Source organism: Streptomyces sp. NPDC029041 (assembly GCF_040637515.1).
GTDB lineage: Bacteria > Actinomycetota > Actinomycetes > Streptomycetales > Streptomycetaceae > Streptomyces.
On record NZ_JBEZWO010000012.1, the window covers coordinates 171,101 to 193,007 of the forward strand.

At 71.1% G+C, this 21,907-nt stretch carries 19 protein-coding genes and 1 tRNA gene; 13 read left to right on the forward strand and 7 right to left on the reverse strand.

Annotation, left to right across the window (positions count from 1 at the left end; genetic code table 11):
- The first annotated feature begins 302 nt into the window (after positions 1-302).
- Positions 303-3,296 carry a glycine--tRNA ligase gene (locus AB0F04_RS29270; RefSeq protein ID WP_362046650.1) on the forward strand — a complete coding sequence of 998 codons (2,994 nt, stop codon included), beginning with the start codon at positions 303-305 and terminating at the stop codon, positions 3,294-3,296.
- 71 nt (positions 3,297-3,367) lie between these two features.
- Here the strand turns inward: AB0F04_RS29270 and AB0F04_RS29275 are convergent, their stop codons facing one another.
- Positions 3,368-3,832: an ATP-binding protein gene (locus AB0F04_RS29275; RefSeq protein WP_362046653.1), complete on the reverse strand. Its 465-nt coding sequence runs from the start codon at positions 3,830-3,832 to the stop codon at positions 3,368-3,370.
- 245 nt (positions 3,833-4,077) lie between these two features.
- Between AB0F04_RS29275 and AB0F04_RS29280 the strand changes: the two genes are divergently transcribed.
- From AB0F04_RS29280 to AB0F04_RS29320, 9 genes are all read left to right on the forward strand, one after another.
- Complete coding sequence (locus AB0F04_RS29280) at positions 4,078-4,899, forward strand: hypothetical protein (protein WP_362046656.1); 822 nt, start codon at positions 4,078-4,080, stop codon at positions 4,897-4,899.
- 119 nt (positions 4,900-5,018) lie between these two features.
- Positions 5,019-5,756, forward strand: a complete 738-nt coding sequence (locus AB0F04_RS29285) for a YcnI family protein (protein WP_362046659.1) — start codon at positions 5,019-5,021, stop codon at positions 5,754-5,756.
- A 91-nt stretch (positions 5,757-5,847) separates the two neighbouring features.
- Positions 5,848-6,501, forward strand: a complete 654-nt coding sequence (locus AB0F04_RS29290) for an SCO family protein (RefSeq protein WP_362046662.1) — start codon at positions 5,848-5,850, stop codon at positions 6,499-6,501.
- On the forward strand, positions 6,498-6,971 hold the full coding sequence (locus tag AB0F04_RS29295) for a copper chaperone PCu(A)C (protein WP_362046665.1): 474 nt from the start codon (positions 6,498-6,500) through the stop codon (positions 6,969-6,971). Before AB0F04_RS29290 ends, AB0F04_RS29295 begins: the two co-directional genes overlap by 4 nt.
- 12 nt (positions 6,972-6,983) lie before the next feature.
- Positions 6,984-9,017: a copper resistance protein CopC gene (locus AB0F04_RS29300; protein ID WP_362046668.1), complete on the forward strand. Its 2,034-nt coding sequence runs from the start codon at positions 6,984-6,986 to the stop codon at positions 9,015-9,017.
- Positions 9,018-9,023: 6 nt separating this feature from the next.
- Complete coding sequence (gene efeB / locus AB0F04_RS29305) at positions 9,024-10,322, forward strand: iron uptake transporter deferrochelatase/peroxidase subunit (RefSeq protein ID WP_362046671.1); 1,299 nt, start codon at positions 9,024-9,026, stop codon at positions 10,320-10,322.
- Between the two features lie 62 nt (positions 10,323-10,384).
- Positions 10,385-11,317: a prephenate dehydratase gene (gene pheA / locus AB0F04_RS29310; protein ID WP_362046674.1), complete on the forward strand. Its 933-nt coding sequence runs from the start codon at positions 10,385-10,387 to the stop codon at positions 11,315-11,317.
- Positions 11,318-11,857: 540 nt separating this feature from the next.
- Complete coding sequence (gene serS, locus AB0F04_RS29315) at positions 11,858-13,135, forward strand: serine--tRNA ligase (RefSeq protein WP_362046677.1); 1,278 nt, start codon at positions 11,858-11,860, stop codon at positions 13,133-13,135.
- Positions 13,132-13,950 carry an HAD family hydrolase gene (locus tag AB0F04_RS29320; protein ID WP_362046680.1) on the forward strand — a complete coding sequence of 273 codons (819 nt, stop codon included), beginning with the start codon at positions 13,132-13,134 and terminating at the stop codon, positions 13,948-13,950. Before serS ends, AB0F04_RS29320 begins: the two co-directional genes overlap by 4 nt.
- 79 nt (positions 13,951-14,029) lie before the next feature.
- Here the strand turns inward: AB0F04_RS29320 and AB0F04_RS29325 are convergent.
- From AB0F04_RS29325 to AB0F04_RS29350, 6 genes are all read right to left on the reverse strand, one after another.
- Positions 14,030-14,117, reverse strand: a tRNA-Ser gene (locus tag AB0F04_RS29325).
- 291 nt (positions 14,118-14,408) lie between these two features.
- Complete coding sequence (locus tag AB0F04_RS29330) at positions 14,409-14,672, reverse strand: hypothetical protein (RefSeq protein ID WP_362046682.1); 264 nt, start codon at positions 14,670-14,672, stop codon at positions 14,409-14,411.
- Positions 14,673-14,773: 101 nt separating this feature from the next.
- Positions 14,774-15,493 (reverse strand): ABC transporter permease, encoded by a 720-nt coding sequence (locus AB0F04_RS29335; RefSeq protein ID WP_053670093.1) that lies wholly within the window; start codon positions 15,491-15,493, stop codon positions 14,774-14,776.
- Between the two features lie 9 nt (positions 15,494-15,502).
- Positions 15,503-16,414 (reverse strand): ABC transporter ATP-binding protein, encoded by a 912-nt coding sequence (locus AB0F04_RS29340; RefSeq protein ID WP_097217810.1) that lies wholly within the window; start codon positions 16,412-16,414, stop codon positions 15,503-15,505.
- Positions 16,411-17,328 (reverse strand): ABC transporter permease, encoded by a 918-nt coding sequence (locus AB0F04_RS29345; protein WP_362046687.1) that lies wholly within the window; start codon positions 17,326-17,328, stop codon positions 16,411-16,413. The genes AB0F04_RS29340 and AB0F04_RS29345 overlap by 4 nt, the downstream gene beginning before the upstream one ends.
- Positions 17,318-18,286 (reverse strand): ABC transporter ATP-binding protein, encoded by a 969-nt coding sequence (locus AB0F04_RS29350; RefSeq protein ID WP_053670096.1) that lies wholly within the window; start codon positions 18,284-18,286, stop codon positions 17,318-17,320. Before AB0F04_RS29350 ends, AB0F04_RS29345 begins: the two co-directional genes overlap by 11 nt.
- Before the next feature lie 168 nt (positions 18,287-18,454).
- Between AB0F04_RS29350 and AB0F04_RS29355 the strand changes: the two genes are divergently transcribed.
- The 3 genes from AB0F04_RS29355 to AB0F04_RS29365 all read left to right on the forward strand — a co-directional run bounded on the left by AB0F04_RS29355 (position 18,455) and on the right by AB0F04_RS29365 (position 21,891).
- Positions 18,455-20,212, forward strand: a complete 1,758-nt coding sequence (locus tag AB0F04_RS29355; protein ID WP_362046689.1) for an SDR family oxidoreductase — start codon at positions 18,455-18,457, stop codon at positions 20,210-20,212.
- Positions 20,213-20,355: 143 nt separating this feature from the next.
- Positions 20,356-20,904, forward strand: coding sequence for an RNA 2'-phosphotransferase (locus AB0F04_RS29360; protein WP_362046692.1), 549 nt, complete (start codon positions 20,356-20,358; stop codon positions 20,902-20,904).
- 84 nt (positions 20,905-20,988) lie between these two features.
- Positions 20,989-21,891, forward strand: a complete 903-nt coding sequence (locus AB0F04_RS29365; RefSeq protein ID WP_362046695.1) for an LLM class flavin-dependent oxidoreductase — start codon at positions 20,989-20,991, stop codon at positions 21,889-21,891.
- Positions 21,892-21,907: the final 16 nt, after the last annotated feature.

A 21,907-nucleotide genomic window follows, 5' to 3' on the forward strand; every position in this document is an offset into this window, starting at 1 on the left:
TATTAAAAACAACACCACGCAGTGCGCGGCCCGGCCCGGGGCGGGCTCCGTGACCTCGGCCGGGCCCCACCCCACCCCCCCCCCCCCGCGGCCGCGCCCCGCGCCCCGAAGGGGCGCGGGGAACTGCGCGACCAGCCACACAGGACCCGCACCCGCCCACGGCGATGAAGTGGCACCCACCCCCGCGGCCCCCTCCCGCCCGCGTCCGACCGGTCGGTCAAGAAACAGCAGGTCAGCGCTGGTTGACGTATGAGATCATGGCCGACCTTGCCGGTCCGACTCGGGGAACAGGCGCGATCATCATGAAGAACGTATCGACGGCGCTGACCATGCAGGACGCCATCCTCACCCTGCAGAAGTACTGGAGCGACAACGGCTGCATGATCACGCAGCCGCTGAACACCGAGGTCGGAGCCGGTACGGCCAACCCGGCCACGGCACTGCGGGTACTGGGTCCCGAGCCGTGGAGCGTCGCCTACGTGGAGCCGAGCGTGCGGCCCGACGACTCGCGTTACGGCGAGAACCCCAACCGCCTCCAGACCCACACCCAGTTCCAGGTGATCCTCAAGCCCGACCCGGGCAACCCGCAGGAGCTGTACCTGGGCAGCCTCCGGGCCCTCGGTGTCGACCTGAACGCCCACGACGTGCGGTTCGTCGAGGACAACTGGGCCTCTCCCGCCCTCGGCGCCTGGGGGCTGGGCTGGGAGGTCTGGCTGGACGGCATGGAGATCACCCAGTTCACCTACTTCCAGCAGGTCGGCGGCGTCGCCCTGGACCCGGTGTCAGTGGAGATCACGTACGGGCTCGAACGCATCCTGATGAACCTTCAGGGCGTGTCCCACTTCAAGGACATCGCCTACGCGCCGGGGATCACCTACGGCGAGGTGTTCGGGCAGAGCGAATACGAGATGAGCCGCTACTACCTCGACGACGCCGACATCGACACCAACCACCGGCTGTTCGAGTCGTACGCGGCCGAGGCCCGTCGCCTGCTGGACCTGGAGCTGCCCGTACCGGCGTACACGTACGTGCTGAAGTGCAGCCACACCTTCAACGTGCTCGACGCGCGCGGGGCGATCAGCACCACCGAGCGGGCCAAGGCGTTCTCGCTGATGCGCGGGCTGACGCACGAGACGGCCAAGCTGTGGGAGCGGCGCCGGGCAGCGCTGGAGCATCCGCTCGGGCTCGCGGCGGCGCCGGCTCCGGCCGAGCGGGCCATGCTGCCCAAGGTGCCCGGCGTCGAGACGCTGCTGTTCGAGATCGGCGTGGAGGAGCTGCCGTACGCCGACGTCCCCGCCACCACCGAGGCGGTGCGCGAGTCGGTCACCGCCAAGCTCGCCGCGACCCGGCTGGGACACGGCGCGGTCAACGTGATGGCCACACCGCGCCGGATTGTGATCACGGTCGACGGCGTGCAGCCGCGCGAGCGCGACACCATGCGGACCGTGCGCGGGCCCAAGGTCGTCGCCGCCTACAAGGAGGGTGCCCCGACGCCCGCGTTGCTGGGCTTCGCCCGCAGCCAGGGCGCCGAACCGGCCGACGTGCGGGTCGTGGAGGCCAACGGGGTCGAGTACGTGGCGGTCACCCGTCACGAAGAGGGACGTCCGGCCGTCGAGGTGCTCAGCGAGCTGCTGGCCGAAGTCGTCTCCGGGCTGCGGGCCGGGCGCAACATGCGCTGGAGCGACCCGGGGCTGTCGTTCTCGCGTCCCGTGCGCTGGCTTCTCGCGCTGCTGGGGCGCACCCCGCTGCCCGTGGTGGTCTCCTCCCTGTCGGCCGGCGACACCACGCGGGTGCAGCGGCAGGCGCCCTACCCGGAGGTCCGGGTGACCTCCGCCGAGGGCTACCCGCACTTCCTGCACATGCACGGCATCCTGCTCGACCGCGAGGCCCGGCGCGGCGCGGTCGTGCGGGGCGCCCTGGAGGCGGCGGCCGAGGTGGGCGGGCGCATCGACGTGGAGGACCAGGCCGGGCTGATCGACGAGATCACCGACATCCTGGAGTTCCCGTACGCCGTGCGGGGCTCGTTCGACGAGCGCTACCTCGAACTGCCCGCGAGTGTCCTGACCACCGTGATGCGCAAGCACCAGCGCTATCTGCCGGTGCTGGACGGCGACCGGCTCATGCCGCACTTCGTGACCTTCGCCAACGCCCTGTGCGACGACGACGTGGTCCGGGCGGGCAACGAGGCGGTGCTGCGGGCCCGTTACGAGGATGCCGCGTTCTTCTGGCGGGCGGACCTGAAGGTGGCGCCGGAGGAGTTCCGGCGCCGGCTGGACAAGCTGACCTTCGAGGACAGGCTCGGCACGGTCGCCGACCGCGCCGTCCGGCTCGCCTCCCTCGCCCAGGACCTGGCCGGCCGGGCCGGGCTCCCGGAGGAGTCGGTGGAGGTCGTGCGGAGGGCCGGCGCGCTGGCCAAGTTCGACCTGGCCTCGCAGATGGTGATCGAGTTCTCCGGCCTGGCCGGGGTCATGGCCGAGGAGTACGCCCGCCGGGCCGGGGAATCCGCCGAGGTCGCCCGCGCACTGGCCGAGATGGAGCTGCCCCGTTCCGCCGGTGGCGCCCTGCCGACCGGGGACGCGGGGGCCGTGCTGTCCCTCGCCGACCGGTTCGACCTGGTGACGGGTATGTTCCTGATCGGCGCCGCGCCGACCGGGAGCTCCGACCCTTATGGGGTGCGCCGGGCCGCGATCGGGCTGCTCAACGTGTTGCGGAGCGTGCCCGCCGTGGCCGGGGTGCGGGTCAGCGAGGGCCTGCGCGCGGCCGCCGTACGGTATGCCGCGCAGGGCGTCGAGGTGCCCGCCGAGCGGGTCGCCGAAGCCGCCGAGCTCATCACCCGGCGCTACGAGCAGCAGCTCACGGACGCCGGGCACGAGCACCGGCTCGTCCAGGCCGTCCTGGTGTGGGCCGACCGGCCCGCCCACGGCGATCGCACGCTCGCCACGCTGGAGCGGCACATCGGCAGCGAGGCGTTCGAGGCGCTCGCCGCCGCTTTCCAGCGGGTGGTGCGCATCCTGCCCGAGGGCGGTGTCGAGGCGGCCGACGGGTCCCTGCTGACCGCTCCCGCCGAACTGGCACTCGCCGAGAGCGCGCAGGCCGTGCGTCAGGCGCTGCAGGGACGGGAGGACGATCTCGGCGCGTTGATCGAGGTCTCCGCTCCCCTGGTCGAGGCGATCGGAACCTTCTTCGAGGAGGTGCTGGTCATGGACCCCGATCCTGCGGTCCGGGCGGCACGTCTGGCGCTGCTGACGGACGTGGCGGGGCTGGCGCGAACGACGCTGGACTGGCAGGTGCTGTAGGGCTGCGGGTCGCGAGGGACGTTTCACGTGAAACGCGCTGTTTCACGTGAAACACCGCCCTGCCGCGGAGGTCAGACCGCCATGAGGGGAGCGCCGGAGCGCCACTTCAGGACCTTGTCGAAGCTCACCACGGCTCCGCCCCGGCCCGGTTTGTTGCCGATGTGGACATGGTCGGCGAGCTCCTCGATGAGGCACAGCCCCCTGCCGTTCTCCGCGTCGGAGTGCGCGGGACGGATCGGCGGGCGGGACGGGCCGGCGGAGGCCGCGGGGAAGCCCGGGCCCGCGTCGGCGACCTCGATCCGGCACCTCTCGCCGTCGAGGTACGCGGTGACCCGGTACGCCTCCGAACCAGGGCCGCGCCCCGAGGCCCCACCATGCTCCACGGCGTTCGCGCACGCCTCGCTGAGGGCGACGGAGAGGTCGTAGGAGATGTCCGGGTCGACGCCCGCGGTCTCCATCGTGCCGATCAGGAGGCGGCGGGCGAGCGGCACGCTCGCAGCTTCGCGCCGCAGATGGAGTGACCACCAGATGCTCATGCTCCAGCCTCCTGGCTGCGGCTCGACATACCGTTACGTATTGCCCCGAGTCCCCCTGCGTAAGCGTGAAGTTGACGTGAGGCCGCCCATACGGCGGATGCGCGCTGGTCCTGATCGGTGTATATGGGGGGAAGGTATCGGCGCATCCGGGGGCGCGCGGGGCCAGAGCGTGATGTTCCGGTCGTAGGGCACCTTGTGGACCTGCCGCACGAGGCCTGCGGAGCCAGTGCGATGATGAGCCCGCCATGACTGCCCCCCACGCGCGCGCGACGCGCTCCGGACACACGCTCCGGATCCTGCGGGCCGCGGTGTTCGCCGCGGTCTGCGTCGTGCTGGCCGGGGCAGGTCACGCGCTCGCCTCCTGCGACGGCATCCCGCTGTGGACGCTGGGCGCCGGATTTCTCGGAGTGGCGGCGGTGGCTGCTCCGCTCGCCGGACGGGCGCGCTCGCTGGCGGGGATCACGGCGCTGCTCGCGGTCGGCCAGACGCTGCTGCACACGCTGTTCGGCCTCGGCCAGCACGGCACGGCCGCCGTCACGTCCTCGGCACCGACAGGTGGGAGTGACGCCGCGCTGGTCCAGCAGGCCGCGCGGTTCGTGTGCGGCACGACGGCGGCGGCGATCAGCCCGGCGCAGGCCCACAGGATCCTCACCGACGCCCGGATCCAGCCGCCTACGGGTGCGCACACGCATCCGGCCGCGGACGCCGTGTCCGGATCGTCGGCCTCGCTGTGGCCGTCCCTGCCGATGCTGCTCGGCCACCTTCTCGCGGCGCTCGCCGCAGGCTGGCTGCTGCGCCACGGCGACCTGGCTCTGCTGCGGCTCACCGAGCTCTCGGCACAGGGAGTCGCCGAGGGGGCGCTCATGCGCTCCCTGCGGGCCGCTCTCGCCCTGGTCCGCGCCCTGCGCGCCGGGCTTCCGGGAGCCCCGGACCTTGGTCCGCGCCCGGCGCACATCACCCGGTCCACGCCCCCGATGCCTCGGACGGCGGCGCTCCAGCACTCGGTGATCCGGCGCGGCCCGCCCACGACCACGGTTTCCGCAGCCGCACTCGCCCTCGCCGCCTGACGCGACCGCGACCACCACCACTCCGCTCCCACGGAGGAGGGGCCGCCGTCGTGCGGAACGCGCGTGTGCGCGCCCCCTCCTTCCACATCCAGACCGACTCACAGCGGAGTGCCCCTTCCATGAAGGCTTCCCGTATCGTCGCGGCCGGTGCCGCCGCCGGTATCACCGTTCTCGCCCTGTCCGCCCCCGCCTTCGCGCACGTCACCGTGCAGCCCGAGGGCACGGCCGCCAAGGGCGGCTACGCGGTCATCGACTTCAAGGTCCCCAACGAGCGCGACGATGCCTCGACGACCAAGCTCGAGGTCAACTTCCCGACCGACCACCCGCTGGCCTCCGTCATGCCGGAGCCCATGCCGGGCTGGAAGATCGAGGTCACCAAGTCCAAGCTGGACAAGCCGCTGGAGATGCACGGCGAGAAGATCACCGAGGCCGTCACCAAGGTCACCTGGACCGCCGACGGCAAGGGCATCGAGCCCGGCTACTTCGAGAAGTTCCCGCTCTCCGTCGGCCAGCTGCCCGAGGACACCGACCAGCTGGCCTTCAAGGCCCTGCAGACGTACTCCAACAAGGAGGTCGTCCGCTGGATCGAGGTGCCGCAGAAGGGCAAGGAGGAGCCCGACAACCCGGCCCCCGTGCTGGAGCTGGCCGCTGCCTCCGAGGACGGCCACCACGGCGCGGCCGCCGACGAGGACTCCGGCTCCGCGCCGGCCGAGAAGACCTCCGCCGACACCACCGCCGCCGACTCCTCCGCCGACACCGACACCACCGCTCGGGTCCTGGGCATCGTCGGCATCGTGGTCGGCGCGGCGGGTGTCGCCTACGGCGTGCTCGCCGGGCGCCGGCGGTCCGACGCCTGAGGCTGCTTCCGTTGACGGCGCGCGCCGGGCCCCCGCTTCCGGGCGGGGCCCCCGGTGCGCGCCGGGTCACCGACATCTGGGACATTTTTCTATGCGCACCAAGACCTTCGCCGCGGCCGCACTGCTCGCCGCCGCCTCCCTGACCCTGACCGCCTGCGGCAGCGGCGACGCCGGCGACAAGCCCGTCTCCGTGGTGTCCGAGGAGGCCGGTTCCGACAAGGCCGCGACCGTCCTCGACAAGCCTTTCGAGAAGCCGGACCTCGTCCTCACCGACACGCAGGGCAAGAAGTACGACCTCCGCAAGGAGACCGCGGGCAAGCCCACGCTGATCTACTTCGGCTACACCCACTGCCCCGACGTGTGCCCCCTGACGATGAACAACATCGCCGTCGCCAAGAAGCAGCTGCCCAAGGCCGAGCAGGACGACCTGCGGGTCGTCTTCGTCACGACGGATCCCCGGCGCGACACCCCCGCCGAGCTCGGCAAGTGGCTCAAGGGCATCGACCCCCAGTTCGTCGGCCTGACCGGCGACTTCTCGACCATCCAGGCCGGTGCCCGCACGCTCGGCATCTCCATCGAACCGACGCGCAAGGACAAGAACGGCAAGCTCGTCTCCGAGCACGGCACCCAGGTCATCGCGTTCTCCCCGAAGACCGACGGCGGCTATGTGCTCTACGGCGAGGACGCCACCGTCGACGACTACACCAAGGACCTGCCCAAGATCGTCAAGGGGGAGAACCCGTGAGGCGTCGACTCCTCCCGACGGCCCTCGTCATAGCCGGATCCCTCGCTCTGGCGGGCTGCGGCGGCTCGGACTCCGGCGGCGGAAGCGGCTCGGGCAAGCCGGACCTCTCCGCCGGCTCCGCCTACATGCCGCAGCCGGTGTCCGACGACATGGCGGCCGGCTTCCTGACCGTCACCAACAAGGGCGGCGCCGCCGACGAGCTCACCTCGGTCACCAGCGATGTCGCCGGGCAGGTCACCGTGCACGAGACCGTCGACGGGGTCATGCAGGAGGTCAAGAGCCTCAAGATCCCCGCGGGCGGACGGCTGGAGCTGAAAAGCAGCGGCGACCACCTGATGTTCGAACAGCTGAAGAGCAAGCCGAAGGAAGGCCAGACGGTCTCCGTCGAACTGCACTTCGCGCACTCCGATCCGGTGAAGGTCACGATGCCGGTGAAGGCGCCGACCTACACCCCGAAGACCGGACACTGAGGGAGGGACCCTGTGACGCAGACCATCGCCCCCCGCGTCCGGACACTGGTGCTGCTGCTCCTGGCCGCGGCCTGCGCACTGCTCGCCGGAGCCGGCCCGGCCTCCGCGCACGCCGCGGTGACCGGCAGCGACCCCGCGCAGGGGGCGGTGGTCGACAAGGCCCCGGCCCGGATCTCGCTCACCTTCTCCGAGCAGGTCGCGCTGTCCGACGACTCACTGCGCGTACTCGACCCCGAGGGCAAGCGCGTCGACACGGCCAAGCCGGCCAACGTCAGCGGCACGACCTATGCCGTGCCGCTGCACTCGGGTCTGCCCGACGGCACGTACACGGTGGCCTACCAGGTCGTCTCGGCGGACAGCCATCCCGTCGCCGGCGCCTACACCTTCTCCATCGGCGCCCCCTCCAAGACTTCCGTGTCGGTCTCCGCGCAGTCGACGGACGACGGCGTCGTGGGCTGGCTCTACGGCCTCGGGCGGTACGTGTCCTACGCCGGGTTCATCGTGATGGCCGGCGGCGCCGCCTTCGTGCTCGCCTGCTGGCGGCGCGGTTCCGGGGTGCGGCCGGTGCAGCGGTACGTCGTCTCCGGATGGGTCGCGCTCACCGCGGCGACTCTCGCGCTGCTGCTGCTGCGCGGCTCCTTCACGGGCTCCGGGAAGGTCGCCGACGTCTTCGACCTCTCCCTGCTCGGGCAGGTGCTGCAGACCAAGACCGGCGCGGCCCTGGTGTCCCGGCTGCTGCTGCTCGCCGCGGCGGCCCTGTTCATCGCCGTGCTGTTCGGCGCGTACGACAAGCGGGAAGACGCCCAGGAGAAGCGGGACCTGACCTTCGGGCTCGCGATCGGCGGTGTCGTCGTGTCGGCCGGGCTCGCGGCGAGCTGGGCGATGTCCGAGCACGCCTCCGTCGGCCTGCAGGCGGGCATCGCCATGCCGGTCGACGTGCTCCATCTGCTGGCCGTCGCCGCCTGGCTCGGCGGACTCGGCGCGCTGCTGGTCGCCCTGTACCGCGCGCCCGCCGAGACGCCCGTCGACGCACCTGCGGTACGCCGCTTCTCCCAGGTCGCCTTCGGCAGCGTCCTCGCCCTGATCGCGACCGGGACGTACCAGTCCTGGCGTCAGCTCGGCTCCTGGTCGGCCTTCACCGACACCCTCTACGGCCGGCTCCTCCTCGCCAAGATCGCCCTCGTGGTCGTCCTGGTCGGCATCGCGTGGATCTCGCGCCGGTGGACGGGGCGGCTGGCGGAGACGACGCCGGTTGCCGTATCGGCAGAACGGCAGAAGGAGCCAGTCGGCGCGCGGGCGGACGGCGCGGAGGGCACGGGGGACGGCACCGGAGACGGGACAGTCGCTGTCACCGGCAACGGGGTGGCCCCCGGCGAAAGCGCGGATGACGCCGCGTCCGGCTCCAGCGCCGACACCGACGAGCAGCCCGACACCGCCGCCGACACCGAGCCCGCCGACACCGAACGCGCCGCTCAGCTCGCCCGGCAGCAGGCCGCCCGTGACGCCGCACTGCGAAAGCGGATGCGGGACGCCGATCCGAACCGCTTCGGGCTGCGCCGCTCCGTGCTGGCCGAGGCGGGTATCGCGGTCGTGCTGCTCGCCGTGACCACCGTGCTGACACAGACCGAGCCGGGACGCACCGAACAGGAGGCCAAGGCGGCCGCCTCGTCCTCCGCGTCCACCTCCGCCGACCCGGGCGCGTCCGGGGCGCTGACCCTGAACATGCCGTTCGACACCGGCGGCGAGGACGGCAAGGGCATCGTCACGATCGACCTCGACCCCGCACGCGTGGGCGACAACGAGATGCACGTCTACGTGGAGCGTCCCAACGGCCGGGCCTTCGACATCCCCGAGGTCAAGGTCGAGTTCACCCTGAAAGCCAAGGACATCGGGCCCCTGCCCGTCGTCCCCGACCACCTCGCGACCGGACACTGGTCGGCGAACGGAGTGCAGATCCCCATGGCCGGCGACTGGCAGGTCGACGTGACCGTGCGGACCTCCGACATCGACGAGGTCACCGTCTCCAAGAACGCGCAGATCGGCTGAACGACCATGCCCGACCAGTCCCTTCCGAAGACCCGCACCCCCGAGGCCGGCCCGGGGGAGAGCGAAGCGGCCCCCGCCCACGAGGGCATCTCACGGCGGCGGCTGCTCGGTACCGCCGGGGCCACCGGACTCGTCCTCGGCACGGCGGGTGCCGCCGTGGGGTACGCCGCCGCTCCCTCCGAAGCAGCCGCTCCGCTCACCTCCCTCGGCACGGGCCGGGCGATGTTTCACGGGAAACATCAGCCCGGCATCACCGACGGCCTCCAGGCACGTGGTCATCTCGTCGCCTTCGACCTCGCGGCGGGTGCCGGCCGCACGGAGGCCGCCGCGCTGCTCCGCCGCTGGTCGGAGACGGCCCGGCGGCTGATGGCGGGCGAGCCGAGCGCCCACGAGGACACGGACGTCGCCCGCGACGCCGGGCCCTCGTCGCTGACGATCACCTTTGGCTTCGGCCACAGCTTCTTCGCGAGGACCGGCCTGGAGAAGCAGCGTCCGGCCGCCCTGGACCCGCTGCCCGAATTCTCCTCCGACCGCCTCGACAAGAACCGCAGCAACGGCGACCTGTGGGTGCAGATCGGCGCCAACGACGCCCTGGTCGCCTTCCACGCCCTGCGCGCGATCCAGAAGGACGCCGGCCGGGCCGCGAAGGTGCGCTGGCAGATGAACGGCTTCAACCGCTCACCGGGCGCCACCTCCCACCCCATGACGGCCCGCAACCTGATGGGTCAGATCGACGGCACCCGCAACCCCAAGCCGTCCGAGTCCGACTTCGACCAGCGCATCTTCGTGCCGGAGCAGCCGGAGCAGGGGCAGCCGGCCTGGATGGCGAACGGCTCCTACGCCGTCGTACGCCGCATCCGCATGCTCCTGGACGACTGGGAGCAGCTCTCCGTCAAGGCGCAGGAGGACGTGATCGGGCGCCGCAAGTCCGACGGGGCGGCCCTGTCCGGCGGAACCGAGACGACGGCGATGGACCTGGAGAAGACGGACGCCGAGGGCAACCTGGTCGTCCCGGTCAACGCCCACGCCCGCATCACCCGGCCCGACCAGAACGGCGGCGCGGCGATGCTCCGCCGACCGTTCTCCTTCCACGACGGCATCGACGCCGACGGGGTGCCCGACGCGGGTCTGCTCTTCATCTGCTGGCAGGCCGATCCCCTGCGCGGCTTCGTGCCGGTGCAGCGCAAGCTCGACCGCGGCGACGCCCTGTCGCAGTTCATCCGGCACGAGTCGAGCGGACTGTTCGCGGTGCCGGGCGGTGCCGCGGAGGGAGAGTACGTGGGGCAGAAGTTGCTGGAGGGGTGAGAGTTCACCCTTGTGTGCGCTTGTGGGGGATAGGGCCTCCGCGGGCCCATTAGGGTGAGGTCATGCCAGCGAGCTACGCGTATCTCGGTCCTGAGGGCACCTTCACCGAAGTCGCCCTGCGCACGCTTCCCGAGGCCGCCACCCGGGAGCTCATCCCGTACGTGTCCGTCCAGTCCGCGCTCGACGCGGTACGCGCCGGCGAGGCCGAGGCCGCATTCGTGCCGATCGAGAACTCCGTCGAGGGCGGTATCACCACCACCCTCGACGAGCTGGTGGCAGGCGCGCCGCTGATGATCTACCGCGAGGTGCTGCTGTCCATCACCTTCGCGCTGCTGGTCCGCCCGGGCACGAAGCTGTCGGACATCAAGACCGTCTCCGCTCACCCGGCCGCGCAGCCGCAGGTGCGCAACTGGCTGAAGAAGAACCTTCCGGACGTGCACTGGGAGTCCGCCGCCTCGAACGCGGACGCCGCACGTCTGGTCCAGGAGGGGCAGTACGACGCCGCCTTCGCGGGAGAGTTCGCCGCCGCCCGCTACGGTCTGGAGGCCCTGGAGACCCAGATCCACGACGCGGAGAACGCCCAGACGCGGTTCGTGCTGGTGGGCCGGCCCGCCCGGCCCGCGGCGCCGACGGGCGCGGACAAGACCTCGATCGTGCTGTGGCAGCGCGACGACCACCCCGGTGGCCTGCGCGACCTGCTGGGCGAGTTCGCCACCCGCGGCATCAACCTCATGCTGCTCCAGTCCCGGCCCACCGGCGCCGGCATCGGCAACTACTGCTTCTGCATCGACGCCGAGGGCCACATCTCCGACCGCCGGGTGGCCGACGCCCTGGCGGGTCTGAAGCGGATCTGCCTGCAGGTGCGCTACCTGGGCTCCTATCCGCGCGCGGACATGCGGCCGGGCGAGGTGCAGCCGCCGCGGCTGGGGACGTCCGACGAGGAGTTCGCGGGGGCGGCGGACTGGGTCGCGCGGTGCCAGGACGGGCGTTTCTAGTCCGGCTTCCCGCCCGCTCAGAGCCGGTCACATCTGCTGATGGTCGTTATCCACAGAAGTTATCCACAGGTCCGCTTCTCGACCTGGGGACAAGTCGACAACGAAGCGCGCGTCAGTCGACAAATCGCCCTACAAGCCCCTGATGCGCCCACCGCTGGGCAGGTCACCCTTCGTCCACCGTTTCCCCTTGCGTAACCCTTCGGGGTGACCCACTTCCACTCGAAAGTGAGGGTAGAGGGGGTTTGTCATGGGAATTCTTGGGACGGTCCGACCATTCGGAGTGATCAATTCCGTAGTCCACAGATCTTCCACACAGCCTGTGGATAACTCTTGCCGGGATGTGAATCGCTGTGGACAACTGAAACCCAAGTCCCTTGCCGCCCAAGGGATTAGAGTCAAGCGGACGCCCGCCGGATGCCACGTTCCGGGGAGAGGCGCCTTCTTTATTGACACTGCGCGCAATTCACTCATAACGGTACGTAAGCCGCCAGCGGAATAGTGAGTCGTGGGCGGCCACCGCGCACCGGTAGCCTTGGGCGCGTGATTGACCTTCGCCTGCTCCGTGAGGACCCCGACCGTGTGCGTGCGTCGCAGCGCGCCCGTGGAGAGGACGTCGCACTCGTCGACGCCCTCCTGTCTGCCGACGAGCGGCGCAGGTCGTCCGGCGTCCGCTTCGACGAGCTCCGCGCCGAGCAGAAGGCGCTCGGCAAGCTCATCCCCAAGGCGGCCGGCGACGAGAAGGCCGAGCTGCTGAAGAAGGCGGGCCAGCTCGCCGCCGACGTCAAGGCGGCCGACGCGGACCGCGACGCGGCCGCCACCGAGACCCAGGAACTGCTCCAGCGGCTCGGCAACCTCGTGCACCCGGACGTGCCCGTGGGCGGCGAGGAGGACTTCGTCACCCTCGAGACGCACGGCACGATCCGCGACTTCGACGCCGAGGGCTTCGAGCCCAAGGACCACCTGGCGCTCGGCCAGCTCCTCGGCGCGATCGACGTCGAGCGCGGCGCCAAGGTCTCCGGCTCGCGCTTCTACTTCCTGACCGGCGTGGGCGCGCTGCTGGAGCTCGCCCTGGTGAACGCGGCGATGGCGCAGGCCACCGCGGCCGGCTTCACCCCGGTGCTGACCCCGGCGCTGGTCCGCCCCCAGTCCATGGCCGGTACGGGCTTCCTCGGCCAGGCCGCACAGGACGTCTACCACCTCGCCGACGACGACCTCTACCTGGTCGGCACGTCCGAGGTGGCGCTCGCGGCGTACCACATGGACGAGATCCTCGACGCCGACCGCCTCCCGCTGCGTTACGCGGGCTTCTCGCCCTGCTTCCGCCGTGAGGCCGGCTCGCACGGCAAGGACACCCGGGGCATCTTCCGCGTGCACCAGTTCGACAAGGTCGAGATGTTCTCCTACGTCGCTCCCGAGGACTCGCAGGCCGAGCACCAGCGCCTGCTGGAGTGGGAGAAGCAGTGGCTGACCTCGCTGGAGCTGCCGTACCGCGTGATCGACGTGGCGAGCGCCGACCTCGGCTCGTCGGCCTCCCGCAAGTTCGACTGCGAGGCGTGGATCCCGACCCAGGGCAAGTACCGCGAGCTGACCTCGACCTCGGACTGCACCGAGTTCCAGTCCCGCCGGCTGTCGATCCGCGTCCGTGAGGGCAAGCAGGTCCGCCCGCTGGCCACGCTCAACGGCACGCTGTGCGCCGTCCCGCGCACGATCGTGGCGATCCTGGAGAACCACCAGCAGGCCGACGGTTCGGTGCGCGTGCCCGAGGTGCTGCGTCCGTACCTGGGCGGCCGGGAGGTCCTGGAGCCGGTGGCGAAGTGAGCGACACGGCTTCCCCGGACGCCTTCCCGTACCGGCTCGTCGCCACCGACCTCGACGGGACGCTGCTGCGCTCCGACGACGCGGTGTCGCAGCGCACCCGTGACGCGCTCGCCGCGGCCACCGCGGCGGGCGCCGCGCACATCGTCGTCACCGGCCGCGCCGTCCCGTGGACGCGGCACATCCTCGACGACCTCGGCTACCAGGGCCTGGCCGTCTGCGGCCAGGGCGCAAAGGTCTACGACGCCGGCACGCACCGCCTGCTGACGTCGGTGACGCTGGACCGGCAGCTGGCCGGGGTGGCGCTGGCCAAGATCGAGGCGGAGGTCGGCCCGCTCCACCTGGCGGCGAGCCGCGACGGCCTCGACGGCGAGGTGCTGGTGGGCCCCGGCTACGCGGTCACGGGCAGCCTGCCCGCCACACCCTTCACGGACGCGTCGGACCTGTGGGCCGCGCCCCTGAACAAGCTGTACATCCAGCACCCGACGCTGTCCGACGACGAGCTCTGCGAGGCGGCCACGCGCACCGCCGGCGGTTTCGTCACCGTCACGATGGCGGGCGCGGGCATCGTCGAGCTGCTCCCCCTCGGTCTGTCCAAGGCGACAGGGCTGTCCCTGGCGGCCCGTCGGCTCGGTCTGAAGGCGGCCGACACGATCGCCTTCGGCGACATGCCCAACGACATACCAATGTTCGCCTGGGCCTCCTACGGCGTGGCCATGGCGGACGCCCACGAAGAACTGAAGGCGGTGGCCGACGAGGTGACGTCCTCCCACGACGAGGACGGGATCGCGGTGGTGCTGGAGCGACTGCTGGGCTGAACCCCGGGGTCCGGTGGGCAGAGCCCGTTGTTCAAGACCAGCGCTCAAGGCCCGATGCTCAGGGCTCGATGGTGCTCGGCGGAGGATGCACGGATCGAACGTGCGCGGGCCTTTCCGACCCGACCACGGTTTAGCAAACCGGTGCCTTACCACTCGGCCAATCCTCCGGGTGGGCGGCCCACGCGATGTGCGGTTCGCGTGCTCGAAGCGGCCGCCCCGGGCAGCTCCCCGTTACGGCGGGTTCCACGGAGGGGTAGTGGCTACTCCGGATCCCGCCGCCGGCTGCCCTGAAGGGAGCTGGACGTACTGCCGTGCATGGACATCGTCCCGCTCCTCTCCCAGACGGTGGCACCGGGCTGCACGCCCGGCCTCGACGACAACCACTCTGCCCGCCGGGCGAAGGGGAGGCCACCGAATTAATCGGCGGCCGGGTCCGGCAAGGCCGCGGTCCCATACCGCTAGCGCCTGCGCCATCTGCGGCGGCGGGCCTTGCTGAAGAACCAGCCCGCGGGCGGCTCGTCGGACCGCCAGGGCTGCGGCTCCGGTTCCTCGCGGCTCCACTTCGCGGCGAGCATCCGGGCCCGGGCGGACGGCTCGGAGGTTCCGGCGGAGCGTATGAAGTCCTCGTCCAGGACGACGGCGTCGAGTTCGTCCCGGGTGCCGTCACCGGCCCCGGAACCGTACGTGCCGCGGTCGTCGTACGGAGCGCTCTCGCTCGCCATTGCCGTCCTCCCAGCCGTCCAACTTCCTTTGCTCTTCCTCTACATCCCGTCGGCCCAGTGTGCCCCGGCGGAGATGAAGCCACCGTCAAGGCCGGGGCACGTCACTCCTCGCCCGCGAGCGTCAGGGAGCGCAGCTTCTGCCCGGCGTACCAGGTGGCCAGCACCGTGACGGCGACGAGCAGCACCGTCGCCGTGGTCAGGCCCACGTCCGAGGAGACCAGGTCTCCGCCGGACACCTTCTGGGCCACCGCCAGCGACCACTGCTGGACGCTCAGCGTGCGCGCGCCCGGCACCAGGGAGCCGAACAGGGCCTCCCAGACGAGCGCGTAGACGAGGCCGAACACCACCGCATGCCGGGAGACCGTGCCGAGCAGCAGGAACAGGGCCGCGTAGGCGATGGACGCGACCAGCGCGGCCACCGTGTAGGCGACGGCGACCTGCTGGCCGTTGCCGTTCAGGATGAAGCCGGCGATGAGCGTCGGCACCGCGGAGAACACCATCGTCACGGCGATCGCGACGATCAGCTTGGTGAAGATGATGGTCGGCCGTTTGATCGGCTTGGACAGCAGGTACACCACCGAGCCGTCGTCGATCTCCGGGCCGATCGCGCCCGTACCGGCGATGACGCCGATGATCGGCACCATCGTGGCGAGGGCGAGCCCGCCCAGCAGGTCGGACGCCGTCTGGTCGTCCGCTCCGGCCAGAGCGCGCACCGCCACGGCGATCACGATCAGCAGCATCGGCAGGGCACCGAGGATGAGGGCCCGGCGCCGGCCGAGCAGGGCCCGGTAGGTGAGCCGGGCGACTGTGGGGTCGTACATCAGGGCCTCCTACGCCGCGACGAGGTACGAGAAGACGGACTCGAGGGACTCGTCGGAGGGCGAGACCGTGAGCAGCCGGATGCCGTGGTCCCTGGCCACCCGGGGCAGCAGGGCCGTGAAACGGCCGAAGTCGACGGCCTGGATGCGCAGCGCGCCCTCGGCGAGGTCGACTTCGATGCCGGCCGTCGACGGGTCGGCGATCAGCGCGGCCGCGAGGGCGCGGTCGTCGCTGGAACGCACCAGGTAGCGGTGCGGCCGGTCGGTCATCAGGCGGCGGATCTTGCGGAAGTCGCCGCTGGCGGCGTGCCGGCCGGCGACGACGACCTCGATGTGCCAGGCGAGCTGCTCGACCTCTTCGAGGATGTGGGACGAGAACAGCACCGTGCGGCCCTCGTCGCCCATGCGGCGCAGCAGGTCCATCAACTGCATGCGCTGGCGCGGGTCCATGCCGTTGAACGGCTCGTCCAGCAGGAGCAGCGAGGGGTCGTGGACCAGGGCGGAGGCCATCTTCACGCGCTGGCGCATGCCCTTGGAGTACGTCTGGATCTTGCGGTCCTGGGCGTACTCCATCTCCACGGTGGCGAGCGCCTTCTGGGCCGCCTTGGCGCCCAGGCCGTGCAGTTCGGCGTTGGCCAGGACGAACTCCTTGCCGGTGAGGAAGTCGTACATCGCCTCCCGCTCGGGCACGACGCCGATGTGCTTGTAGATCTGCTCGTTGCGCCACACGGCCTGGCCGTCGAGGGTGACGGTGCCGGTGGAGGGGGCCAGGAAGCCGCCCATCATGTTGATGAGGGTGGACTTCCCGGCGCCGTTGGGGCCGAGCAGGCCGGTGACGCCGGGGCCGATGGTCATCGTGATGTCGTTGACGGCGACCACGTTGCCGAACCAGCGGGAGACGTGGTCGATGTTGAGCGTGGTCACAGTCCCACCTTCTTGTAGCGGCGCATCAGGAGGCCGTAGCTCGCCGCGATGAGGCCCAGGGCGACGAGGACGTAGACGACGCCCTCGGCGGTGCTCGGGCCCACCCCGCTGGGGGAGGCGGACGTCGCGCCCAGGAACGCGGACTGCACACCGTCGACGATCGTGATCGGCGAGAACAGCCCGATCCACGGCACGGCGTCGCCGCTGCCCTGGGCGTCGGCGATGGCCTGGAGGGTGGAGACCGCGCCGTAGGTGATGGTCAGCACGGCGATCACGGCCGCGATGCCGAAGCCGCGGCGCGGGGTGAAGGACGCGATGACCAGGCCGATGCCGGCGAACAGCAGTGAGAGCAGTGCCACGGAGACGAGTCCCTGAGCGAATCCCTTGGTCTGGTCGGCGAAGTCGAGCTTGGCCAGCAGCGCGCCCACGTAGAGCACGAGCAGGGGCGCCGCGGTGAGGATGAACAGCGCCGAGGCCAGTGCCGCGAACTTGGCACGGACGTAGTCGGCGGTCTCGATGGGCCGCGAGAAGTACAGCGGCACGGTCTTGAAGCGCAGGTCCCGCGAGACGGACTGGGGTGCCTGCGAGGCGACGTACAGGCTGATGACCGCCTGCATGACGATGGCGTTGCGCGTGTAGTCCAGCGGGAGGGCGTTGGCCTTGGTGGCGACCGCCACGGCGACGATGATGGCCGCGGGCACGCACATCACCACGAACAGCAGCATCGGCAGCACCTTGGACTTGACCGAGCGACCGAGGCCGTAGGAGCCGCGCAGGGACTGCGAGTACAGGGAGCGGCGGGCGTAGGCGCGGCCGAGGCGCGGGCCGTCGTAGTTGCGGTAGCCGATGTTGTGGATGCGGGTCTGGTCACCCGGTGCCGGGGCGGGTGCCCCCGTGGAGTGCTCAACCGCCATGGCCGACCGCCTCCTTCCGCTGCTCGCGTTCGTCGCTGCTGGTGAAGACCTCGGAGATGTGGTGCCGGCGCTGCTCCATGCGCACCAGGCCGAGACCGAGGTCCGCGATCACGTCCCGGACCAGGTCGTACGTCTCCTCGCCCTGCGCCGTCAGCAGCAGGACGTGGCCGGCGCCCGGCAGGCCGCTGCCGTCCTCGACGCTCACGCCGCGCGCGTGCAGCGCCTCGCGGACCGCCCGGGTGCCGTCCGGGTGCTCGTCGGTGTCGGTGACCTCGATGGCGAGGGTCGTGGTGGTCTGCGTGAAGTCCGTGGTGGAACTGGAGCGCAGGAGCTTGCCGCCGTCCACGACGACGACGTGGTCGCAGGTGCGCTCCAGCTCGCCCAGCAGGTGGGAGGTGACCAGGACCGAGATGCCGAAGTCGGTGTGGATGCGGCGGATCAGGCCGAGCATCTCGTCGCGGCCGACGGGGTCGAGGCCGTTGGTCGGCTCGTCCAGGAAGACCAGCTGGGGGTCGTGGACGAGGGCCTGGGCGAGCTTGACGCGCTGCTTCATGCCCGTGGAGTAGCCGCCGATGGGACGGTAGCGCTCCTCGTACAGGCCGACGTGGCGCAGGGTGTCGGCCGTGCGCTCGCGCGCGGCGGTGGGCGGCAGACCCGACATGCGCGCCATGTGGACGACGAACTCGGTGGCCGAGACGTCCGGCGGCAGGCAGTCATGCTCGGGCATGTAGCCGACCCGCTCGCGGATGGCGGCGCCCTTGGTGGCGACGTCGAGACCGAGCACTTCGGCGCGGCCCTCGGTGGCGGGGGACAGACCCAGCAGGATCTTGATCAGTGTGGACTTGCCGGCTCCGTTGGCTCCGACGAGTCCGGTCACACCGGGCCCGACGTCCACGGAGAGCCGGTCAAGCGCGGTCACCCGGGGGAACCGCTTGCTCAGGCTTTCGGTCGCGATCACAGTCACCCTCCGAAGGTAGGAGCCGTGCGCGTGGTGGGCATCACTCCGCAGAGCTGTCTTCGGGTCAACCCTGAGTATTACGGGCCCCTAGGGGAGCTGGTTCTTCGGAGTTACCACGGCCGGGAACCCCCTATTGACGAACTCTCTAACAACTGCCAGATTCGCCGGATGACGTTGCGGACGGGCGCGCGGGAGCGCAGGGTACGGACCGGCGAAGTCGAGCTGTGCGTGGCCGAGATGGGGGATCCCGAGCGGCCGACGGTGGTCCTGGTGCACGGCTACCCCGACAGCAAAGAGGTGTGGTCCGAGGTCGCCGGTCGGCTCGCCGGACGCTTCCACGTGGTGGCGTACGACGTCCGCGGCCACGGCCGGTCGACGGCGCCGCGACCGCTACGGGGCGGGTTCACGCTGGAGAAGCTGACGGACGACTTCCTGGCGGTCGCGGACGCGGTGAGCCCGGACCGGCCGGTGCACCTGGTCGGACACGACTGGGGCTCGGTGCAGGCCTGGGAGTTCACCACCGTGCAGCGCACCAGGGGCCGCATCGCCTCGTTCACCTCGATGTCCGGGCCGTCCCTCGACCACTTCGGCCACTGGATCGACCGGCGCCTGAAGCGGCCCACTCCGCGCCGGATCGGCCAGCTGCTCGGGCAGGGCGCCCGGTCCTGGTACGTCTGCCTGCTGCACACTCCCGCGCTGCCCGAGATGGCCTGGCGCGGCCCGCTCGGCAAGCGCTGGCCGCGGATGCTGGAGCGCGCCGAGAAGGTGCCCCGGGGCGACTACCCCACCGCCTCCCTGCCGTCGGACGCGGCCCACGGGGCCTGGCTGTACCGGGACAACGTCCGGCCCCGGCTGCGGACGCCACGCCCGGACGCGCACGCCCACGCGCCCGTGCAGATCATCACGCCTCTTGAGGACCGGTTCCTCTCGGAGCGGCTCCACGACGAACTGGAGCAGTGGGTTCCGCAGTTGACCCGCAGGACGATCCAGGCGGGGCACTGGGTCCCGCGGACCCGCCCCGACCGGCTGGCCGCCTGGATCGAGGAATTCGTGACGTCCGTCGAGAGCGGGAGGCCCCCGGTGGCGGCCACCGGAGAGCACGCCCAGCGGTTCGGCGGGCAGCTCGTGCTGGTCACCGGGGCGGGCAGCGGCATCGGGCGGGCGACCGCGCTCGCGTTCGCCGAGGCCGGCGCGCGCGTCGTGGCCGCCGACCGGAACGCGGAGGCGGCGGGTCGTACCGCCGAGTCCTGCCGTCTGCTGGGCGCCCCCGAGGCCTGGGCCGAGACGGTCGACGTCTCCGACGAGCAGGCCATGGAGAAACTCGCCGACCGGGTCACCACCGAGTACGGGGTGGTGGACGTCCTCGTGAACAACGCCGGGATCGGCCTGTCCGGTTCCTTCTTCGACACCACCCCGGAGGACTGGAAGAAGGTCCTCGACGTCAATCTGTGGGGTGTCATCCACGGGTGCCGGCTCTTCGGCCGTCGGATGGCCGAGCGCGGGCAGGGCGGCCACATCGTCAACGTGGCCTCGGCCGCGGCCTACCAGCCGTCCCGGGCGCTGCCCGCGTACAGCACCTCCAAGGCGGCCGTGCTGATGCTCAGCGAGTGCCTGCGGGCGGAGCTGGCCGGACGGGGGATCGGGGTGACGGCGGTCTGCCCCGGCATCGTGAACACGGCCATCACGTCCACGGCGCACTTCGCCGGGGTCGACGCCCTGGAGGAGAAGCGGCTGCGGAAGCGCGCCGCCCGCCTGTACCGGCTGCGGAACTATCCGCCGGAGAAGGTCGCCCGTGCGATCCTGCGGGCAGTCACGCGCAATGAGGCGGTGACCCCGGTGACGCCGGAGGCGCGGGGTGCGCGGTGGCTGTCACGGTGGGCGCCGGGGGCACTGCGGGGACTCGCGCGGCTGAAGCCGCCCATGTGAAGCGAGGCCCAAAACCCCTGCGCTGAAGGGAAGTTGTCCACAGAACCGCCCCTCCCCCTGTGGATAACCATACTTGGCTGTGGATCAAACCTCGGTACGGAAACTCGATCGCGTGATTCACGTCTCTCCCGCACTCTGGTGGGATGGACGAAAGACGCACCGTGAAGGTGTCGAAGTACCTGTCGAAGCATCTGCGCCACCAGCCGGAACACATCGGACTCACCCTCGACGAGGCCGGCTGGGTCGAGATCCACACGTTGATCGCCGCGGCCGCCGCGCACGGCTTCCGGTTCACCCGCGACGAACTGGACCATGTCGTCGCCACCAACGACAAGCGGCGTTTCGCCGTCGAGGGCACCCGCATCCGTGCCAGCCAGGGCCACAGCGTGGAAGTCGACCTCGGGCTCGCGCCGGCCACCCCGCCCGCGCACCTCTATCACGGCACGGTCGCCCGCAGTCTGGATGCGATCCGAGCCGAGGGACTCCGTCCGATGAACCGGCATGCCGTGCATCTGTCGCCCGACCGGGAGACGGCGACACGGGTCGGATCGCGCCGGGGGCGGCCGGTCGTGCTCGGAGTGGACGCCTCGGCCATGGACGCCGACGGCCACGTCTTCCACGTCAGCGCCAACGGGGTGTGGCTCACCCAGGCCGTACCGCCGCGCTACCTGCGCTTTCCCGGACCGCACTGACCTGATCTGTGTGACCGGACACTCAGGGTGACTGGTTTCACGTGAAACACGGGTGGCCCACCGGCCTCCCTTAGGCTCGGTGTCATGAGTCTGCGTCTGAGCACCGTGATCCTCCCGTACCGCCGCTGGCACGAAGGCGGCCGCGCGGCCTGGACGCGCGCCGAGCAGCTCGGATTCCACACCGCGTACACCTACGACCACCTGTCATGGCGCACCTTCCGCGACGGTCCGTGGTTCGGCGCCGTGCCGACCCTCACGGCCGCCGCGAGCGTCACCGACCGGCTGCGGCTGGGCACCCTGGTGACCTCGCCGAATTTCCGGCACCCCGTGACGCTCGCCAAGGAACTCATCTCCCTCGACGACATCTCCCGCGGGCGGGTCACGCTGGGCATAGGCGCAGGCGGCTCCGGCTTCGACGCCACCGCGCTCGGCCAGGAGCCGTGGACCCCGCGCGAGCGCGCCGACCGCTTCGCCGAGTTCGTCCCGCTGCTCGACCGGCTGCTCTGCGAGGACGCCGTCTCCTACGAGGGCGACTTCTACTCCGCCCACGAGGCGCGGAACATCCCCGGCTGTGTACAGCGCCCCAGGCTGCCGTTCGCGGTGGCGGCGACCGGTCCACGCGGGATGCGGCTCGCCGCCCGTTTCGGGCAGGCGTGGGTGACCACCGGCGACCCCAAGCTCTACGAGAACGGCACGCCCGAGCAGTCGGTCCAGGCCCTCCGCGGCCAGGCGGAGAGGCTCGACGACATCTGCGCCGAGGTCGGCCGGGACATGACCGATCTCGATCGGGTGCTGCTCACCGGTTTCACGCCGGACCCTGTCCGCCCGCTCCAGTCCCTGGACGCGTTCGTGGACTTCGCCGGACGGCATGTGGAGCTGGGCTTCACGGAGATCGTGATCCACTGGCCGATCCCCGACTCCCCCTTCGCCGCGGACGAGAAGGTCTTCGAGCAGATCGCGATGGAGGCGCCGGCGCAGCTGCGCTGAGGCGGCGGAACGCACT